This is a genomic window from Phyllobacterium sp. YR620 (assembly GCF_900104165.1).
GTDB lineage: Bacteria > Pseudomonadota > Alphaproteobacteria > Rhizobiales > Rhizobiaceae > Phyllobacterium > Phyllobacterium pellucidum.
Genome location: NZ_FNJP01000006.1, coordinates 211174 through 225288, shown reverse-complemented (window position 1 = coordinate 225288; position 14115 = coordinate 211174). Strand labels below are relative to the sequence as shown.

Here is a 14115-nt window from a genome sequence, read left to right as displayed (position 1 = left end):
TACCCCCCTCTGTCCTGCCGGACATCTCCCCCACAAGGGGGGAGATCGACTTGCAGAAATCTCGCAATCAACCGGCGACGTTCGCGAAAGAACAATTTCGTTTGCATCAGTATAATCTCCCCCCTTGTGGGGGAGATGTCCGGCAGGACAGAGGGGGGTGTCTTTATCGCGCTCCCAATTTGCAATGATGCGCCCCGAAGCACTCCTATGCTCGACCCCCGCCGGGCTCTACTCGCCCGCCGGTAATTTCTATATCGATCCGGTACGCCCAGTTGACCGCGCGTTGATCACTCACGGACATTCCGATCATGCCCGCTCTGGACATGCGAAGGTCATGGCCACAAGGCAGACGCTCGATATCATGGCCCTGCGCTATGGTGCGGGCTTCGCCGGCCAGACCCAGGCAGCAGAGCTTGGCCAGACCACGGAAATCAATGGCGTATCCGTGAGTTTCCATCCGGCGGGGCATGTGCTTGGTTCCGCCCAAATTGCTGTTGAAAAGGAAGGAATGCGGATCGTTGCCTCGGGTGATTACAAGCGGCGTCCTGATCCGACCTGCCTCGGTTTCGAGCCAGTCGCATGCGATGTTTTCATCACCGAAGCAACCTTCGCTTTGCCGGTCTTTCGCCATCCAGACAGTCGCGATGAGATCGCCAAGCTGTTGAAATCTGTCGAGCAGTTTCCCGAGCGTTCGCACCTCGTCGGTGCCTATGCGCTCGGCAAGGCGCAGCGGGTTATCCGTATGCTCCGAGATGCCGGCTATGACCAGACGATCTACATTCATGGCGCGCTGGCAAAGCTGTGCGACTATTACCAGTCGCAGGGCATCCACCTCGGCAAGCTTGCGCCCGCGACGGTCGAGAACGGAAGTTCCGATTTTCGCGGAGCCATCATTGTCGGGCCGCCATCGGCGTTTCTCGACCGCTGGGCCCGCCGCTTTCCTGATCCGGTGTCATGCTTCGCCTCGGGCTGGATGCGCATCCGCCAGCGGGCGCGTCAGCAGGGCGTCGAACTGCCGATCATCCTGTCGGACCATTGCGACTGGGATGAGCTCACGCAGACCATCGGCGATCTCGGGCCGAAGCAGGTTTGGGTCACCCATGGCCGCGAGGAGGCGCTGGTGCGCTGGTGCGACCTCAACCATATCGCGGCGCGGCCGCTGCATCTCGTCGGCTATGAGGACGAGGGCGACTGATGGAAGAATTTGCACAACTCCTCGACCGGCTTGTTCTTACCCCGGCACGCAACGGCAAGATCACCTTGCTGGTCGATTACTTCCGAGTGACGCCGGACCCCGATCGCGGTCTTGCGCTAGCGGCGATCACTGGCGATCTCGACATTGCCAATGTCAAGCCGGCCATGCTGCGCGCGCTGGTAAATGAGCGCATCGATGAGCAGCTCTTCGCCTATTCCTACGACTATGTCGGCGACCTTGCCGAGACCATTTCGCTTGTCTGGTCGGCGGATGAGGCGGTGCGCGCCAATGCGGCGCCTTCGCTCGGCGATGTCGTCGCATCTCTCGCTCGGGCATCGCGCAGCGACGCCCTCCGACTGGTCGAGCGCTGGCTCGACCAACTCGACGCTTCGGCGCGCTATGCCCTGATCAAGCTCGCCACCGGCGGCCTGCGTATCGGCGTGTCCGCGCGCCTTGCCAAGCAGGCGCTGGCGCAGTTCGGCAACGTCGATGTCGTAGAGATCGAGGAACTTTGGCACGGCTTGAAGCCGCCCTATGAGCCGCTGTTCGCCTGGCTGGAAAATACCGCGGAGAAGCCGCAAAGTCTTGCCGCCGCTCCCTTCCGTCCGGTCATGCTCTCGACGCCGCTGGAGGAGCCGGACTATACCCGCATCAATGCTGAAGACTATGCGGCGGAATGGAAATGGGACGGTATCCGCGTGCAGTTGACGGCGGAGGGCGGGCAAAGGCGCATCTACTCGCGCACGGGGGACGATATCTCCCATGCCTTCCCGGATATCGCCGATGCCATGGATTTCGAAGGCACGCTCGATGGCGAACTTCTCGTCGGTCGCAGTGCCGTAGACGGTATCGAGATTGGTGCATTTGGCGACCTGCAGCAAAGGCTGAACCGCAAGGCGGTCTCGGTCAGGCAACTTGAAACGCATCCGGCTTTCGTGCGGGTCTATGATATTCTTTTCGACGGACCTGATGATGTCCGCGCTTTACCCTTTGCCGAGCGCCGCGAACGCCTCGAGACGTTCGTCGAGAAACTCGACCCAACGCGCTTCGATCTATCACCGCTCGTTCCATTTGCTGGTTTTGAAGATCTTGTCGAACTGCGGCGCAACCCGCCACATCCGATCATTGAAGGACTTATGCTCAAGCAGCGCTCGTCCTCCTATGTTCCCGGCAGGCCGAAGGGGCTGTGGTTCAAATGGAAGCGCGATCCGTTCATCATCGATGCTGTGCTCGTTTACGCGCAGCGCGGCCATGGCAAGCGCTCGAGCTACTATTCGGACTATACTTTTGCGGTCTGGACGGGTCCTGAGACGGAGCCGCATCTCGTGCCTGTCGGCAAGGCCTATTTCGGTTTCACCGACGAGGAATTGAAACGGCTCGACGCCTATGTGCGCAACAACACCACCGAACGCTTTGGCCCGGTGAGATCGGTGCGGGCCGAGCCCGAACACGGACTTGTGCTTGAAGTCGCCTTCGAGGGGCTCAATCGTTCGAAGCGCCACAAGTCGGGCGTCGCCATGCGGTTTCCGCGTATCTCCCGCCTGCGCTGGGACAAACCACCCATCGAGGCGGATCGGCTCGAAACCCTTGAAGCCTTGCTGCGCGATACCGAGGCGGTCGACTGACTGGTCAACGTGGCGGGCGCGGGAAGAAAATGCTGGTGCGCCGTTGGTAGTCGCGAAAGGCACTGCCCCGTGTTGCCAGCATGTGCTGCTCGAGTGGCGGAACCCCGGAAACGTGACGCAGAAGCACATACATCAGGACGGGCGCGACCAATGTCAGCCAGCCATGAGCATAGTCGCCGTCGAAATCGGCGCCGATAAAGACATAGGAGGTCCATCCAAGCCACTCGAAGAAATAATTGGGATGGCGCGACCATGCCCAAAGTCCGACATCGCAGACCTTACCGTAGTTAGCGGGATCTCTGGCAAATGTTCTTAGCTGCCAATCGGCGACCGCCTCGCCGAGGAGCGCAACAAGCATGATCAGCGCGCCGAGATAATCCGGAAATTCGAGCTCCGCATCGGGACGTGAAGCCGCTACGTAGACGCAGATTACGAGCATCGCCCCGGCGAAGGCCTGGCTTTGCAGGAAGAAGAACATGCGCGAAGCGGCATTGGGTCCCCATTCGTGCCGCAGCCTGACATAGCGGGGATCGTCGCCATTCTTCAACGTCCGGACGAGAATGTGGCCGCCGAGTCGGAGGGACCAGATGAGGACGAGGGCAATCACCAGATATTTGCGGTCGGCAGAAACCATATCGCTTGAGGCAGAAACGGCGAGCGCCGCTATCGTTCCGACACCGAAAGACCAGAATACGTCGGCCCATCCGTCGTTGCCAGTTACCCGCTGCACCAGCCACGCCGCCGCCATAACGGCCGAGAAGGCAATCGTCGCGGTAATTAGAATGGCAACTGCCGACATTGGAACCACAACCCCTTTCCAACTTGCGCGTGAAGTGAAGCTCGCACTGGAAGGAGCGACTCACCGCTCATGAGTATACGTCACGCCCGACAATTCGGACTACCGGCTACAAAAGGGACTAGCGCGCTGTCTGGCCAGGGAAATCACTCGCGCTGCTTCTTGCTCTCGATACGCCATTCCTTGGCGCCGAACGTTACGTCGAAGCGCGACAGGAACGAGCGCCCGAGCAAGCCGTCGGTACCCTCGCCCAAGGCATGGTCGTCGGCATGAACAACAGCTGCTACATCGTCGGCCTCGACTTTTCCAAGCTTCACTTTTTCCAGCGAAGTGCGCTGCGCCATGGCGATCCCGTTCGCCGTTTGCAACCGGACCATGTGATCGCGTCCAAGGCGTATCTTGGCCCTTTCGGCAAACGACTTGGTCAACGAGACTGAGCTTGCACCTGTATCGACGACGAATGTTCCGGTCACGCCGTTTACACTGACCTGGGCGGTGATGACATCCTTGCCCTGGGTGGGAAATCGATCGCTGCCCGTGGCATAGCTTTCGGCACATTTACCCTTGCGGCTATAGTCCTTGATGATCGATTGGGTGCGCGGCGTATCGTTTTCAGATGGATCAATGGAGATCCATGTCTGGATCGGCGTGATGGCCTGGCAATATTGACCGAGAGCCGCATAGCTCAGCGACAATCTACGAAAAACGGTGCTGTTGAGCGATTTCAGATCATCGGTCAGGCCAATTGTCGAGTCGTACTCGTCTATGGCTTCCTGGTAGCGCTTGGCGTCCTCGAGAATTTGTGCCCTCATGTAATGGTTCTGGGCCAAATCGGGCGACATAACGATGAGATCGTTCGACACCTTCAACGCCGCATCCAGATCGCTCAGGCCATACAATATGTCCGCGGCATTGTAGAGCGCGACGTCCGAGGGATTGCACTTGGCGGTAAACGCGAGAAAGACCTTCGCGGCCTCGCGGCGATAGCCTGCTTCGCGAAGGTCGTCCGTAAACTTATAAGTGGCTTGCCAATCGCACGGTTCTCTTACGAGAATGGCGAGATTCCTGGCCATGGAACCGCTGCCTGCAACCTCGGCAGGCAGGGGCTGAATATCGAAGCGCGCGTAAAATTCCGGTGAAATCCCGCTCTGAGCTTGGCTTGCAACGCCCTTCGACGGACGACTATTCAAGAGGTCTTCGCCGAAAAAATAAAGCGCGATTCCACCGGCTGCGATGAGCAAGATGACGATGATAATGAAGCTGTATGCGCTCCAGAAGGTTTCGCGTGGCGGCATTCCGCCGTTCCGGTCGTTCCAATCGACGTTAAGCATGGGCCGCTTTCAAAATTCATTATGAAAAAGTCTTGAGTAACCCACTATGCAACAGGAGGTGGGAGCCATGAAATACGACCTAAGTGCTACGAATTTATGCTATCCGGCAGCCGATCCGATGGGTTTCGCGTCCGAAATCGTGTCCTAGACGGCAGTTTTCCACATGATCCGCGGTTGTTCTGTCCCGATTCCGAATCTGCCGCATTTTCCCGATAAAGCGCCGCCAAATGACCATTTGGTCCATATGGTGCAACAATTTTTTGACGTGCTCGTAAGCTCCGTGGGATCAAAATATTACGACTAAAGTATTATACCCTCCTTGCGTTTGGGAAAATTTTGTCATTTGTTCATGCCTTCGCAATTCTCTTAGAGGGGAAGGAAAAGAAAAATGACCTTTATGAAACTGAATATCCGCGCGGCAATGCTGCTTGGATCGCTGATGATGGCGGCAAGCCCGGCGCTGGCCGAAGCTGTGCTGCATCGCGGCAATAGCGGTGAGCCACAGACCCTCGATCAGTCGCAGACTTCCATCGATATCGAAGCCTTTATTCTGAAGGATCTTTACGAAGGCCTGACGATCTATGACGCCAATGGCAAGATCGTTCCGGGCGCAGCCGAAAGCTGGACTGTATCCGACGACGGCCTCGTCTATACGTTCAAGCTGCGTGAAAACGCCAAGTGGTCCGATGGTTCGCCGGTCGTTGCTGAAGATTTCATCTTCTCGATGCAGCGTGAGGAAGATCCGAAGACGGCTGCCGGCTATGCCAACATTCTTTATCCGATCAAGAATGCCGAAGCGATCAACAAGGGCAAGATGCCGGTGGACCAGCTCGGCATGAAGGCCGTCAACGACAAGACGCTTGAAATCACGCTGGAGCGCCCGACGCCGTTCTTTATCGAACTTCTGTCGCACCAGTCCGCGCTGCCAGTCAACAAGGCGAGCTTCGAGAAGAACGGCGCCGAATTCGTCAAGCCAGGCAAGCTGGTCGGCAATGGCGCCTTCAAGCTGGTGGAGCACGTTCCGAATGACCACCTCACGGTCGTGAAGAACGAAAACTACTGGGACGCTGCCAACGTAAAGCTCGACAAGGTCATCTTCTACCCGCTCGAAGACCAGGCCGCTGGCCTGCGCCGCTACGAGGCCGGCGAACTCGATCTCGTCTATAATTTCTCCTCCGACCAGATCAAGCGCCTGCGCGACGCCAATCCGAAGCAGGTTCATGTGACGCCCGCCGCCGCGACCTATTATTATCCGTTCGACACGCGTACCGAACCCTTCAACGATGCCCGCGTACGACGTGCCTTGTCGATGGCGGTTGATCGCGACTTCCTCGCCAAGGACATTTACGACGGCACGAAACTTCCGGTCTATTCGCTGGTGCCTCCGGGCCTTGAAAATTATGGCGAGCCGTCCAAGGCCGATTTCGCCGGCATGTCGCAGCTCGACCGCGAAGACAAGGCTATCGAGTTGATGAAGGAAGCCGGATACGGCGAGGGCGGCAAGCCGCTCAACATCGAAATCCGCTACAACACCAACCCGAACCACCAGAAGGTTGCGACAGCCGTCGCCGACATGTGGAAGAAGACCTTCGGCGCCAATGTAACGCTGATGAATCTCGATATTTCGTCGCACTACGCCTACCTGCAGGAAGGCGGCAAGTTCAACGTTGCGCGCGCCGGCTGGACCGCCGACTATGCCGACGCCGAGAACTTCCTCAATCTGAACGTCAGCACCAACAAGACCTTCAATTACGGGCACTATGAGAACCCGGAATTCGATGCGCTGATGAAGAAGTCCTATGAGGAGCGCGACCCCGCGGCCCGCTCCAAGATCCTGCATGAGGCCGAGGCGCTGATCATGAAGGATCAGCCCATCGCCCCCTTGATGAACGATGCCAATCTCTGGCTCGTCTCCGACAAGGTGAAGGGTTGGGGTGACAACGCCAACAATGAACATCTGAGCAAGTATCTGAGCGTCGAATAGCATCGTGGGCGCAACCCGGTTTTTCCCGGGTTGCGCCGTTCGTTTGCCCGGCTCGCAATGCGGCACGTTCCGACAGAACAACAGTCAAGAGCGCCAAACCGGTGATCCTCATGGGTCGGCCGAGCGGAACCATTTGCGCCGTGCAACGGGATGATGCAGTCTTCAAGTTGAGAGAAACACAACCTCATTCTTGAACTGTTCCGACAAGAAGAAGAGACTAGTTCGATGTTTCATTTCGTCCTTCGCCGACTGGCGAGCGCCGTGCCGACGCTGTTTATTGTCGTCACGATTTCCTTTTTTCTCATGCGCTTTGCGCCAGGCGGACCATTCAACCTGGAACGACCTTTGCCGCCGGCGACGATGGAAAACCTGATGCGGGCCTACCATCTCGATCAGCCGTTATGGAACCAATATCTGCAGTACCTGAAGAACGCGGTTACCGGCGATTTCGGGCCGAGCTACATCTACAAGGATAACACCATTGCCGAGCTCATTGGCAAAGGTCTTCCTTACTCGGTCCAGCTCGGTACCTACGCCTTGCTGTTTGCCTTGATCGGCGGGGTGCTGATCGGAACGATCGCGGCGCTCAGGCAGAACAGTTTTATCGATTTCCTCGTCATGTCCGTGGCAACGACCGGCGTCACCGTGCCAAATTTTGTCGTCGGCCCAATCATGACCCTGATCTTCGCGCTCATGCTTGCCTGGGTTCCTGCCGGCGGCTGGGGCGACGGATCGCTTAAGTTCCTCATCCTCCCGGTGATCACGCTGGGCCTGCCCCAGCTCGCGGTGTTTGCTCGCCTCACGCGCGGGTCGATGATCGAGGCCCTCCATGCGGATCACATCCGCACCGCGCGCGCCTACGGCCTGCCTGCGAAGGTGGTGGTCGTAACCCACGCTATGCGCGGCGCGCTCCTCCCGGTCGTCTCCTATCTCGCGCCTTGCGCCGCCGCCTTGCTGACTGGCTCGGCGGTCGTCGAGTCCATCTTCACAATTCCCGGCGTCGGTCGCTATTTCGTTCTGGGCGCAATCAATCGCGACTATACGCTAGTGATGGGAACGGTCGTACTCGTCGCCATTTTTGTCATTGTTTTCAATCTTGTGGTCGATATTCTCTACGGCCTTCTTGATCCGAGGGTTCGTCATGACTGATCTGATCGATGTTCCCACCACCATCATTCCTCCAGAGGAATCAAAGGGTCGCAGCCTGTTCCAACTTGCGGTCATGCGCTTTCGCCGCAACTACGCGGCGATGGCCGGCTGCGTCATGCTTGCGCTTATCACGATCTTTTCCTTTGTCGGTCCCTATTTCCTGAGCCACACCTATGACCAGGTGTTTCCGTCCTACGTAAACATGGGTCCGAGCCTCGAGGCCTATCCGAAGGCCGATACCCTCAATGACGTGATGAAGGGCGTAGCAAGCCGGGCTCGCGTCGAGCTCAACGAGTTTGCCGTGGATGGTAACAACTTCACCGCGAGCGTCAGCTCCGAGCAGCCGATCGATCCCCGCGTGACGCGCTATTTCGACCGGGCCAACGAGTTCGACAACACCAAGGTCACGGCCACGGAAAATGACGGCAAGACCCTGAAGCTCGCGGGCGAGGTCAAGCGCGAATACTTCCTTTTCGGCACGGACGACAATGGCCGCGATCTCATGGCGCGCGTCATGCTGGGCGGACAAATCTCGCTCGCCGTTGGTTTGCTTGCCAGCCTGGTTTCCCTGGTTGTCGGCGTCGTCTACGGCGCCATCTCCGGTTATATCGGCGGGCGTCTCGACAATGTGATGATGCGTCTTGTGGAAATTCTCTATTCGCTGCCCTTCGTCTTTCTCGTCGTCGTACTTGTCGTTTTCTTCGGACGCAGCTTTATCCTGATATTCCTGGTAATCGGCGCGGTGGAATGGCTCGACATGGCCCGCATCGTGCGCGGCCAGACGCTCGCGCTGAAGCGCCGCGAATTCATCGGCGCTGCGCAAGCCCTGGGACTGACCGATTGGCAGATCATTCGCCGCCACATCATTCCCAACACGATCGGTCCGGTCATCGTTTTCGTCACTGTGGTGGTGCCGAAAGTCATCCTGCTCGAAAGTTTCCTTTCCTTCCTCGGATTGGGCGTGCAGGAGCCGTTGACGAGTTGGGGCGCATTGATCTCGGCCGGCGCCAACAAGATGCAGTCTTCACCGTGGTTCCTGATCTTCCCCGCGATTTTCTTTGTCCTGACGCTGTTCTCGCTCAACTTCATTGGCGACGGATTGCGCGATGCTCTCGACCCGAAGGACCGCTGATATGACGGACACCAAAGAAAATATCTTGTCCGTACGCGGGCTGAAGGTCGACTTCACGACACCCGACGGCGACGTAAATGCTGTCAAAGGGATCGATCTTGACGTCAAGGCGGGCGAAACGCTTGCGGTCGTCGGTGAATCCGGGTCGGGCAAGAGCCAGACCATGATGGGCATCATGGGCCTCCTTGCCAGGAACGGCAGGGTGACGGGTTCAGCGAAATACCGCGGCAGGGAACTGGTCGGTCTGCCGCTTAAGCAACTCAACGAGGTGCGCGGTTCGAAGATCACCATGATCTTTCAGGAACCGATGACCTCGCTCGATCCGCTCTATACTGTTGGCCGCCAGATCGCCGAGCCTCTCGTCCACCACAAGGGAATGACCTTCAAGCAGGCAAAGGTGCGTGTCCTGGAGTTGTTGAAGCTCGTCGGCATCCCCGACCCGGAGCGGCGCATCAACAGCTATCCGCATGAAATGTCAGGCGGACAGCGCCAGCGCGTCATGATCGCCATGGCCCTTGCCAACGAACCGGATCTGCTGATCGCCGACGAGCCCACCACGGCCCTCGATGTGACGATCCAGGCCCAAATCCTCGACCTGTTGCGATCACTGCAAAAGCGTTTCGGCATGGCCATCGTGCTGATCACCCATGATCTCGGGATCGTCAAGCACTTCGCCGATCGCGTCGTCGTTATGCGCCGCGGCGACGTCGTCGAACGCGGCAGCATCAAGGATATCTTTGAAAATCCGCAGGAGGATTATACCAAGATGCTGCTTGCCGCCGAGCCGAGCGGCACCAAGGAGCCGCCGGCCGACAATGCGCCAATCATCCTTGAGGGGCGCAATGTCGCGGTCGACTTCGCCATTGGCGGCGGATTCTTTACCAGCGCGAAGACCATGTTCCGCGCGGTAGACGGCGTAAGCGTCCGGCTGAAAAAGGGCCAGACAATCGGGATTGTCGGCGAATCCGGTTCAGGCAAATCGACCCTGGGCAGGGCGCTGCTGCGGCTCCTGCCAAGCAGCGGCCAATATCATTTCGGCTCGAAGAATATCTCCAATTTCGACCGATCTGCCATGCGCCCGCTGCGGCGCGAATTGCAGCTGGTATTTCAGGACCCATACGGTTCCCTGTCGCCGCGCCAGACCGTCGGTGAGATCATAACCGAGGGCCTGTTCATCCACGAGCCGCAATTATCACGCGCCGAGCGCGACAAACGGGCAATTGCTGCGCTCAAGGAGGTCGGGCTCGATCCCGCAGCGCGCAATCGCTATCCGCACGAGTTTTCGGGCGGCCAGCGCCAGCGCATCGCCATTGCCCGCGCCGTGATCCTCAAGCCGAAGGTGGTCATACTCGACGAGCCGACGTCAGCGCTCGACCGTTCCGTGCAGGGACAGGTCATCGATCTTCTCCGAGACCTCCAGGATAAGCACGACCTCTCCTACATATTCATCAGCCATGACCTTGCAGTGATCAAGGCAATGTCCGACTACGTCATCGTCATGAAGAACGGCAAGATTGTCGAGGAAGGCGATACCGAGGACATTTTTGAAACGCCGACCCAGAACTATACGAAGACCCTGATGGCCGCCGCGTTCGATCTGGAAATATGAGAGTTCAAGCAGCGCGCGTCGTGGTAACGGTCAGCTTTACCCCGAGTGCGCTGACAATTTTTTGGACAGTTTCGTATCGAAGCTTTGAACTGGGCCTGAGCGCTTTATAAAGGCTCTCTCGACCCAGGCCCGATACTTCGGCGATTTTGGCCATTCCTCGGGCCTTGGCGACGTCTCCGAGCGCTGCGATAAATACGTCAGGATTGCCGTCTTCAAGGGCGGCGGCAAGATATTCAGCGATCATGTCGTCGCTATCGAGAAACTCCGATGCGTCGAACTTGGTAAACTCGGTCATCCGTTGCCTTTCCCATGTCCTTTGCCATCTCCCGGGCCAGCGCTATGTCGCGTTTTTGCGATCTTTTGTCACCACCGACCAACAGCAAAAAGATATGTTCGCCTTATCGCGCATAGTAAACGCGGTAGCCGGGCCCGTAGTGAATTATCATCTCCGACACGCCGTCGCCAACGGCCGCACAATCTCCGAAGTTTCCTGCCTCAGCAGAGCGAATTCTTGCCAGAATGCGCGCTTTGGCCTTTATGTCCGAAAGACCCGCCAACCATTTTTTGATCTGCGTGGACAAAGGAATCTATACATATAAGTATCCAAATAGATACTAAAGTCAATAAGTATCCATATCGCTAGAATTGTTTGACGAACTACACCAACTCCGATCGCCACGGCGGGTTAGCGCCCGCGCGCGATACCGTCACCGCCGCCGCTTTCACCCCCAGCGACAACGCCTCGCGGACTTGGCCTTCGGTGAGGCGCGTGACCGCGTTCTTGGTTAAAAGGCCCGCTTCTTCAAGTGAAGCAAGGACACCGGCGGTAAAGGTATCGCCAGCGCCGACCGTATCGACGACGGGAACTTTCTGGGCCGAGACGTGCACTGTGAGGTCCGCCGTATAACCTGTGACACCGTCGGCGCCGTGGGTAACGAGGATTAGTTTCGGTCCGCTCTTATTCGCCGGCACGATCCAGCGCCGGGCGATCTCGTCCATCGTTCCGCTCTCGCCAAACCAGCGCATGTCCTCATCGGAGATCTTGAGGATGTCGGTCATGGCGATCATGCGACGCATACGGGCCATGTGCTTTTCCCGGTCGGGAATGAAGCCAGGGCGAATGTTGGGGTCAAGAATGGTGACACGCTTCTCGTGCTCGCGTGCCAACAACGCTTCATAGGTCGAGCCGCAGGGCTCCGGGATAAGGCTGATGGCGCCGAACTGTAGGGCGGTTATATCGTCGCCCAGCTGTGGCAGGTGTTCGACTGCAAGCGAACGTCCGGCGCTGTTCTCATCATAGAACATGTAGCTTGCCTGGCCGTCGGTCAAACGGACGAAAGCGAGGGTCGTCGGCTGCTCCGAAATATGGGCATAGGTGGTGCCGACCTTGTTGGCGGCGAGACTGTCGAGCAGCATCTGCCCGAAAAAATCCGACGAAATTCCGGAAAAGAACTCCGTTGCAATTCCGAGCCGGCCGAGCGCGATGGCGGTATTGAAAACAGCGCCGCCCACATAGGGTGCAAAGGCAGGCTCTCCTGCCTCGCTCTTGCGCTGCAACATGTCGATCAGGGCCTCGCCACAACATAAAATCATAGGTCAATCTCTCTTGGATATATGACACCCTTGCGGATGATAATATTGGCATAGAGCCGCGGTTCACTTGTCGCAATAATCGTGTGCGCGGCTTTCACACGTGCATAGAAGGCATCGCCGGCCAGTGCAACAAGCTTGAAACCCTTGGCACGGCGGGCACAGACTTGCGTCATTTCCTCGTGTACCGGATCTGCAAGGGCGGGATCGCCTTTTACCGAAGCACGAAACAGCGCCTCCGCGACGAAATCGTCGACGGGCAAGACTTGCAGAATGGCGTCGAGGAGGGGAATGAGCGGCAGGCCGTCCGCACGAATAAGGCGCCTTGCGTGTTCCAGCGCTGGGTAATTGCCGTCGACAAGTGCGATCTCGTCGCCGTGGCCCATGGAGCGCAGGGTGAAAAGCAGTTCCGGCCCCAGCATCGGCGGGATTCCGATGAGCATGTCAGTCCACCTTTCTGTAGATCTTCTGCCCGATCAGGAAGCGGTCGGCGAGCGGAAGGCTAGCCGCCCCGATGGCGCGGGCGTGGATGCCGACAGTCCCCTCGAAAATCGCCGGCAGTTGCAGCCCTTCAAGATCGAAAGTCCCGACATGGAGGCGTACAGCGGCAACGATTCGCGCGCGCACGTCTGCAGGCATCCAGCCGTCGATGATCGCCGCCTCGAAATCCACCACGGATGAAGCAGCGACAACCGCCTGCGCGATCGCTTTGGCAGCCTGGTTGATCCATGCGTCGAGTTCGCCGCCCATCGGCCCCCAATCCTCGGGCGAAGCCCAAAGCGGGGAGGGGTCACGGCCGAGGCTCGCGACAACCTTCTCGAGGGCGGTGATCGAGGCCACATCGATCAGCTGGCGCGGCGCGCCGTCGGGTCCCGGTACCGGCATCGAGCCGAGCGCGCCGGCATTGCCGCTGCGCCCCGGATAGAGATTGCCGCTGATGACGATGCCGCCGCCGATGAACGAACCGATATAGAAGTAGACGAAATCGCTGATGTCCTTGGTCTTGCCGAACACGAGTTCCGCGCCGCAGGCGGCCGTCATGTCGTTCTGCAGGTAAACGGGATAGGGACACAGCGCTTCGATGCGCGCGCGGATATCGCAGTCGCGCCATTGATCCATGACTTCCTGTGGACCTCCGAGCGTGTCGGCCCATTTCCAGAGTTCGAACGGAGCGGCGATGCCGATGCCGGCAATTCTGTCCCGCTGCCTCTCCGTCAGGTCCTTTGTCATATCGTCGATCGCCTCCTCGGCAAATGCGAAGATCGGCTCAGGGGCTGGATAGTCGTAGGAAATATGCAACAGCGAGCGGATGTTGCCGACAAAATCGATCAAAACGAGATGTGCGCTGCGCCGCCCGATCTTAAGTCCGAAGAAGAAGGCACCTTCCGGATTGAGGGACATCGGAATAAGTGGCTGACCGATCCGTCCGCGCAGGGGCTCTTCGCGGGTCAGGAGTTCATCCGCTTCAAGCATGCGCATGATTATAGAGCTCGTTTGAGCCGAGAGGCCCGTCATCCGAGCGATCGCAGTTTTGGCAAGGCTGCCATGCTGGCGCAGCAACGACAGCACAACGCGCTCATTGTGCTCGCGCATCCCGCTTTGATTTGTGCCGTGGTGAAGCGGTGGCCTGGTTCCTCCCATGCCTGCCCGCTCAGTAGCTCGAATGCCCAAGTGGGACTCCTCCCGATGTACACCGACAATGGC

General features: G+C 58.3%; 12 protein-coding genes and 1 pseudogene. 6 read left to right on the top strand and 7 right to left on the bottom strand.

What is annotated here, in order from left to right; genetic code table 11:
• The first annotated feature begins 187 nt into the window (after positions 1-187).
• Both BLR72_RS19385 and BLR72_RS19380 read left to right on the top strand, forming a co-directional pair.
• Positions 188-1195 carry a ligase-associated DNA damage response exonuclease gene (locus tag BLR72_RS19385; RefSeq protein WP_091951164.1) on the top strand — a complete coding sequence of 336 codons (1008 nt, stop codon included), beginning with the start codon at positions 188-190 and terminating at the stop codon, positions 1193-1195.
• Positions 1195-2820: a cisplatin damage response ATP-dependent DNA ligase gene (locus tag BLR72_RS19380; RefSeq protein ID WP_091951162.1), complete on the top strand. Its 1626-nt coding sequence runs from the start codon at positions 1195-1197 to the stop codon at positions 2818-2820. The genes BLR72_RS19385 and BLR72_RS19380 overlap by 1 nt, the downstream gene beginning before the upstream one ends.
• 4 nt (positions 2821-2824) lie before the next feature.
• Here BLR72_RS19380 and BLR72_RS19375 read toward each other — a convergent pair whose 3' ends face one another.
• Together BLR72_RS19375 and BLR72_RS19370 are read right to left on the bottom strand one after the other, a co-directional pair.
• Positions 2825-3619: a DUF1295 domain-containing protein gene (locus BLR72_RS19375; RefSeq protein ID WP_091951160.1), complete on the bottom strand. Its 795-nt coding sequence runs from the start codon at positions 3617-3619 to the stop codon at positions 2825-2827.
• Positions 3620-3762: 143 nt separating this feature from the next.
• A complete protein-coding gene (locus BLR72_RS19370; RefSeq protein WP_091951158.1) occupies positions 3763-4947 on the bottom strand; it encodes a TIGR02281 family clan AA aspartic protease in 1185 nt (394 codons plus the stop codon).
• Positions 4948-5335: 388 nt separating this feature from the next.
• Here BLR72_RS19370 and BLR72_RS19365 point away from each other — a divergent pair, with 388 nt between their 5' ends.
• The 4 genes from BLR72_RS19365 to BLR72_RS19350 all read left to right on the top strand — a co-directional run bounded on the left by BLR72_RS19365 (position 5336) and on the right by BLR72_RS19350 (position 10821).
• Entirely contained in the window at positions 5336-6931 is a 1596-nt protein-coding gene (locus BLR72_RS19365) for a peptide ABC transporter substrate-binding protein (RefSeq protein ID WP_091951156.1), read from the top strand.
• Positions 6932-7156: 225 nt separating this feature from the next.
• A complete protein-coding gene (gene oppB, locus BLR72_RS19360; RefSeq protein WP_027232277.1) occupies positions 7157-8080 on the top strand; it encodes an oligopeptide ABC transporter permease OppB in 924 nt (307 codons plus the stop codon).
• On the top strand, positions 8073-9212 hold the full coding sequence (locus BLR72_RS19355) for an ABC transporter permease subunit (RefSeq protein WP_091951154.1): 1140 nt from the start codon (positions 8073-8075) through the stop codon (positions 9210-9212). Before oppB ends, BLR72_RS19355 begins: the two co-directional genes overlap by 8 nt.
• Before the next feature lies 1 nt (position 9213).
• Positions 9214-10821 carry an ABC transporter ATP-binding protein gene (locus tag BLR72_RS19350; protein WP_091951152.1) on the top strand — a complete coding sequence of 536 codons (1608 nt, stop codon included), beginning with the start codon at positions 9214-9216 and terminating at the stop codon, positions 10819-10821.
• A gap of 4 nt (positions 10822-10825) precedes the next feature.
• Here the strand turns inward: BLR72_RS19350 and BLR72_RS19345 are convergent, their stop codons facing one another.
• From BLR72_RS19345 to BLR72_RS19325, 5 genes and pseudogenes are all read right to left on the bottom strand, one after another.
• Positions 10826-11116 (bottom strand): addiction module antidote protein, encoded by a 291-nt coding sequence (locus BLR72_RS19345; RefSeq protein ID WP_091951150.1) that lies wholly within the window; start codon positions 11114-11116, stop codon positions 10826-10828.
• A pseudogene (locus BLR72_RS19340) lies at positions 11073-11408 on the bottom strand (type II toxin-antitoxin system RelE/ParE family toxin). Before BLR72_RS19340 ends, BLR72_RS19345 begins: the two are co-directional and overlap by 44 nt.
• A gap of 70 nt (positions 11409-11478) precedes the next feature.
• Positions 11479-12414 carry a carbohydrate kinase family protein gene (locus BLR72_RS19335; RefSeq protein ID WP_091951148.1) on the bottom strand — a complete coding sequence of 312 codons (936 nt, stop codon included), beginning with the start codon at positions 12412-12414 and terminating at the stop codon, positions 11479-11481.
• Entirely contained in the window at positions 12411-12854 is a 444-nt protein-coding gene (locus BLR72_RS19330) for an RbsD/FucU family protein (RefSeq protein ID WP_091951146.1), read from the bottom strand. The genes BLR72_RS19335 and BLR72_RS19330 overlap by 4 nt, the downstream gene beginning before the upstream one ends.
• 1 nt (position 12855) lies before the next feature.
• On the bottom strand, positions 12856-14052 hold the full coding sequence (locus BLR72_RS19325; protein ID WP_244506774.1) for an ROK family transcriptional regulator: 1197 nt from the start codon (positions 14050-14052) through the stop codon (positions 12856-12858).
• Between the last annotated feature and the right edge of the window lie 63 nt (positions 14053-14115).

Coding starts and splice junctions, on each gene's coding strand:
- BLR72_RS19325 (WP_244506774.1), bottom strand. CDS start 14,052: ATGGGAGGAACCAGGCCACCGCTTCACCACGGCACAAATCAAAGCGGG.
- BLR72_RS19335 (WP_091951148.1), bottom strand. CDS start 12,414: ATGATTTTATGTTGTGGCGAGGCCCTGATCGACATGTTGCAGCGCAAG.
- BLR72_RS19370 (WP_091951158.1), bottom strand. CDS start 4,947: ATGCTTAACGTCGATTGGAACGACCGGAACGGCGGAATGCCGCCACGC.
- BLR72_RS19375 (WP_091951160.1), bottom strand. CDS start 3,619: ATGTCGGCAGTTGCCATTCTAATTACCGCGACGATTGCCTTCTCGGCC.
- BLR72_RS19365 (WP_091951156.1), top strand. CDS start 5,336: ATGACCTTTATGAAACTGAATATCCGCGCGGCAATGCTGCTTGGATCG.
- BLR72_RS19350 (WP_091951152.1), top strand. CDS start 9,214: ATGACGGACACCAAAGAAAATATCTTGTCCGTACGCGGGCTGAAGGTC.
- BLR72_RS19345 (WP_091951150.1), bottom strand. CDS start 11,116: ATGACCGAGTTTACCAAGTTCGACGCATCGGAGTTTCTCGATAGCGAC.
- BLR72_RS19330 (WP_091951146.1), bottom strand. CDS start 12,854: ATGCTCATCGGAATCCCGCCGATGCTGGGGCCGGAACTGCTTTTCACC.
- oppB (WP_027232277.1), top strand. CDS start 7,157: ATGTTTCATTTCGTCCTTCGCCGACTGGCGAGCGCCGTGCCGACGCTG.
- BLR72_RS19355 (WP_091951154.1), top strand. CDS start 8,073: ATGACTGATCTGATCGATGTTCCCACCACCATCATTCCTCCAGAGGAA.
- BLR72_RS19380 (WP_091951162.1), top strand. CDS start 1,195: ATGGAAGAATTTGCACAACTCCTCGACCGGCTTGTTCTTACCCCGGCA.
- BLR72_RS19385 (WP_091951164.1), top strand. CDS start 188: ATGCGCCCCGAAGCACTCCTATGCTCGACCCCCGCCGGGCTCTACTCG.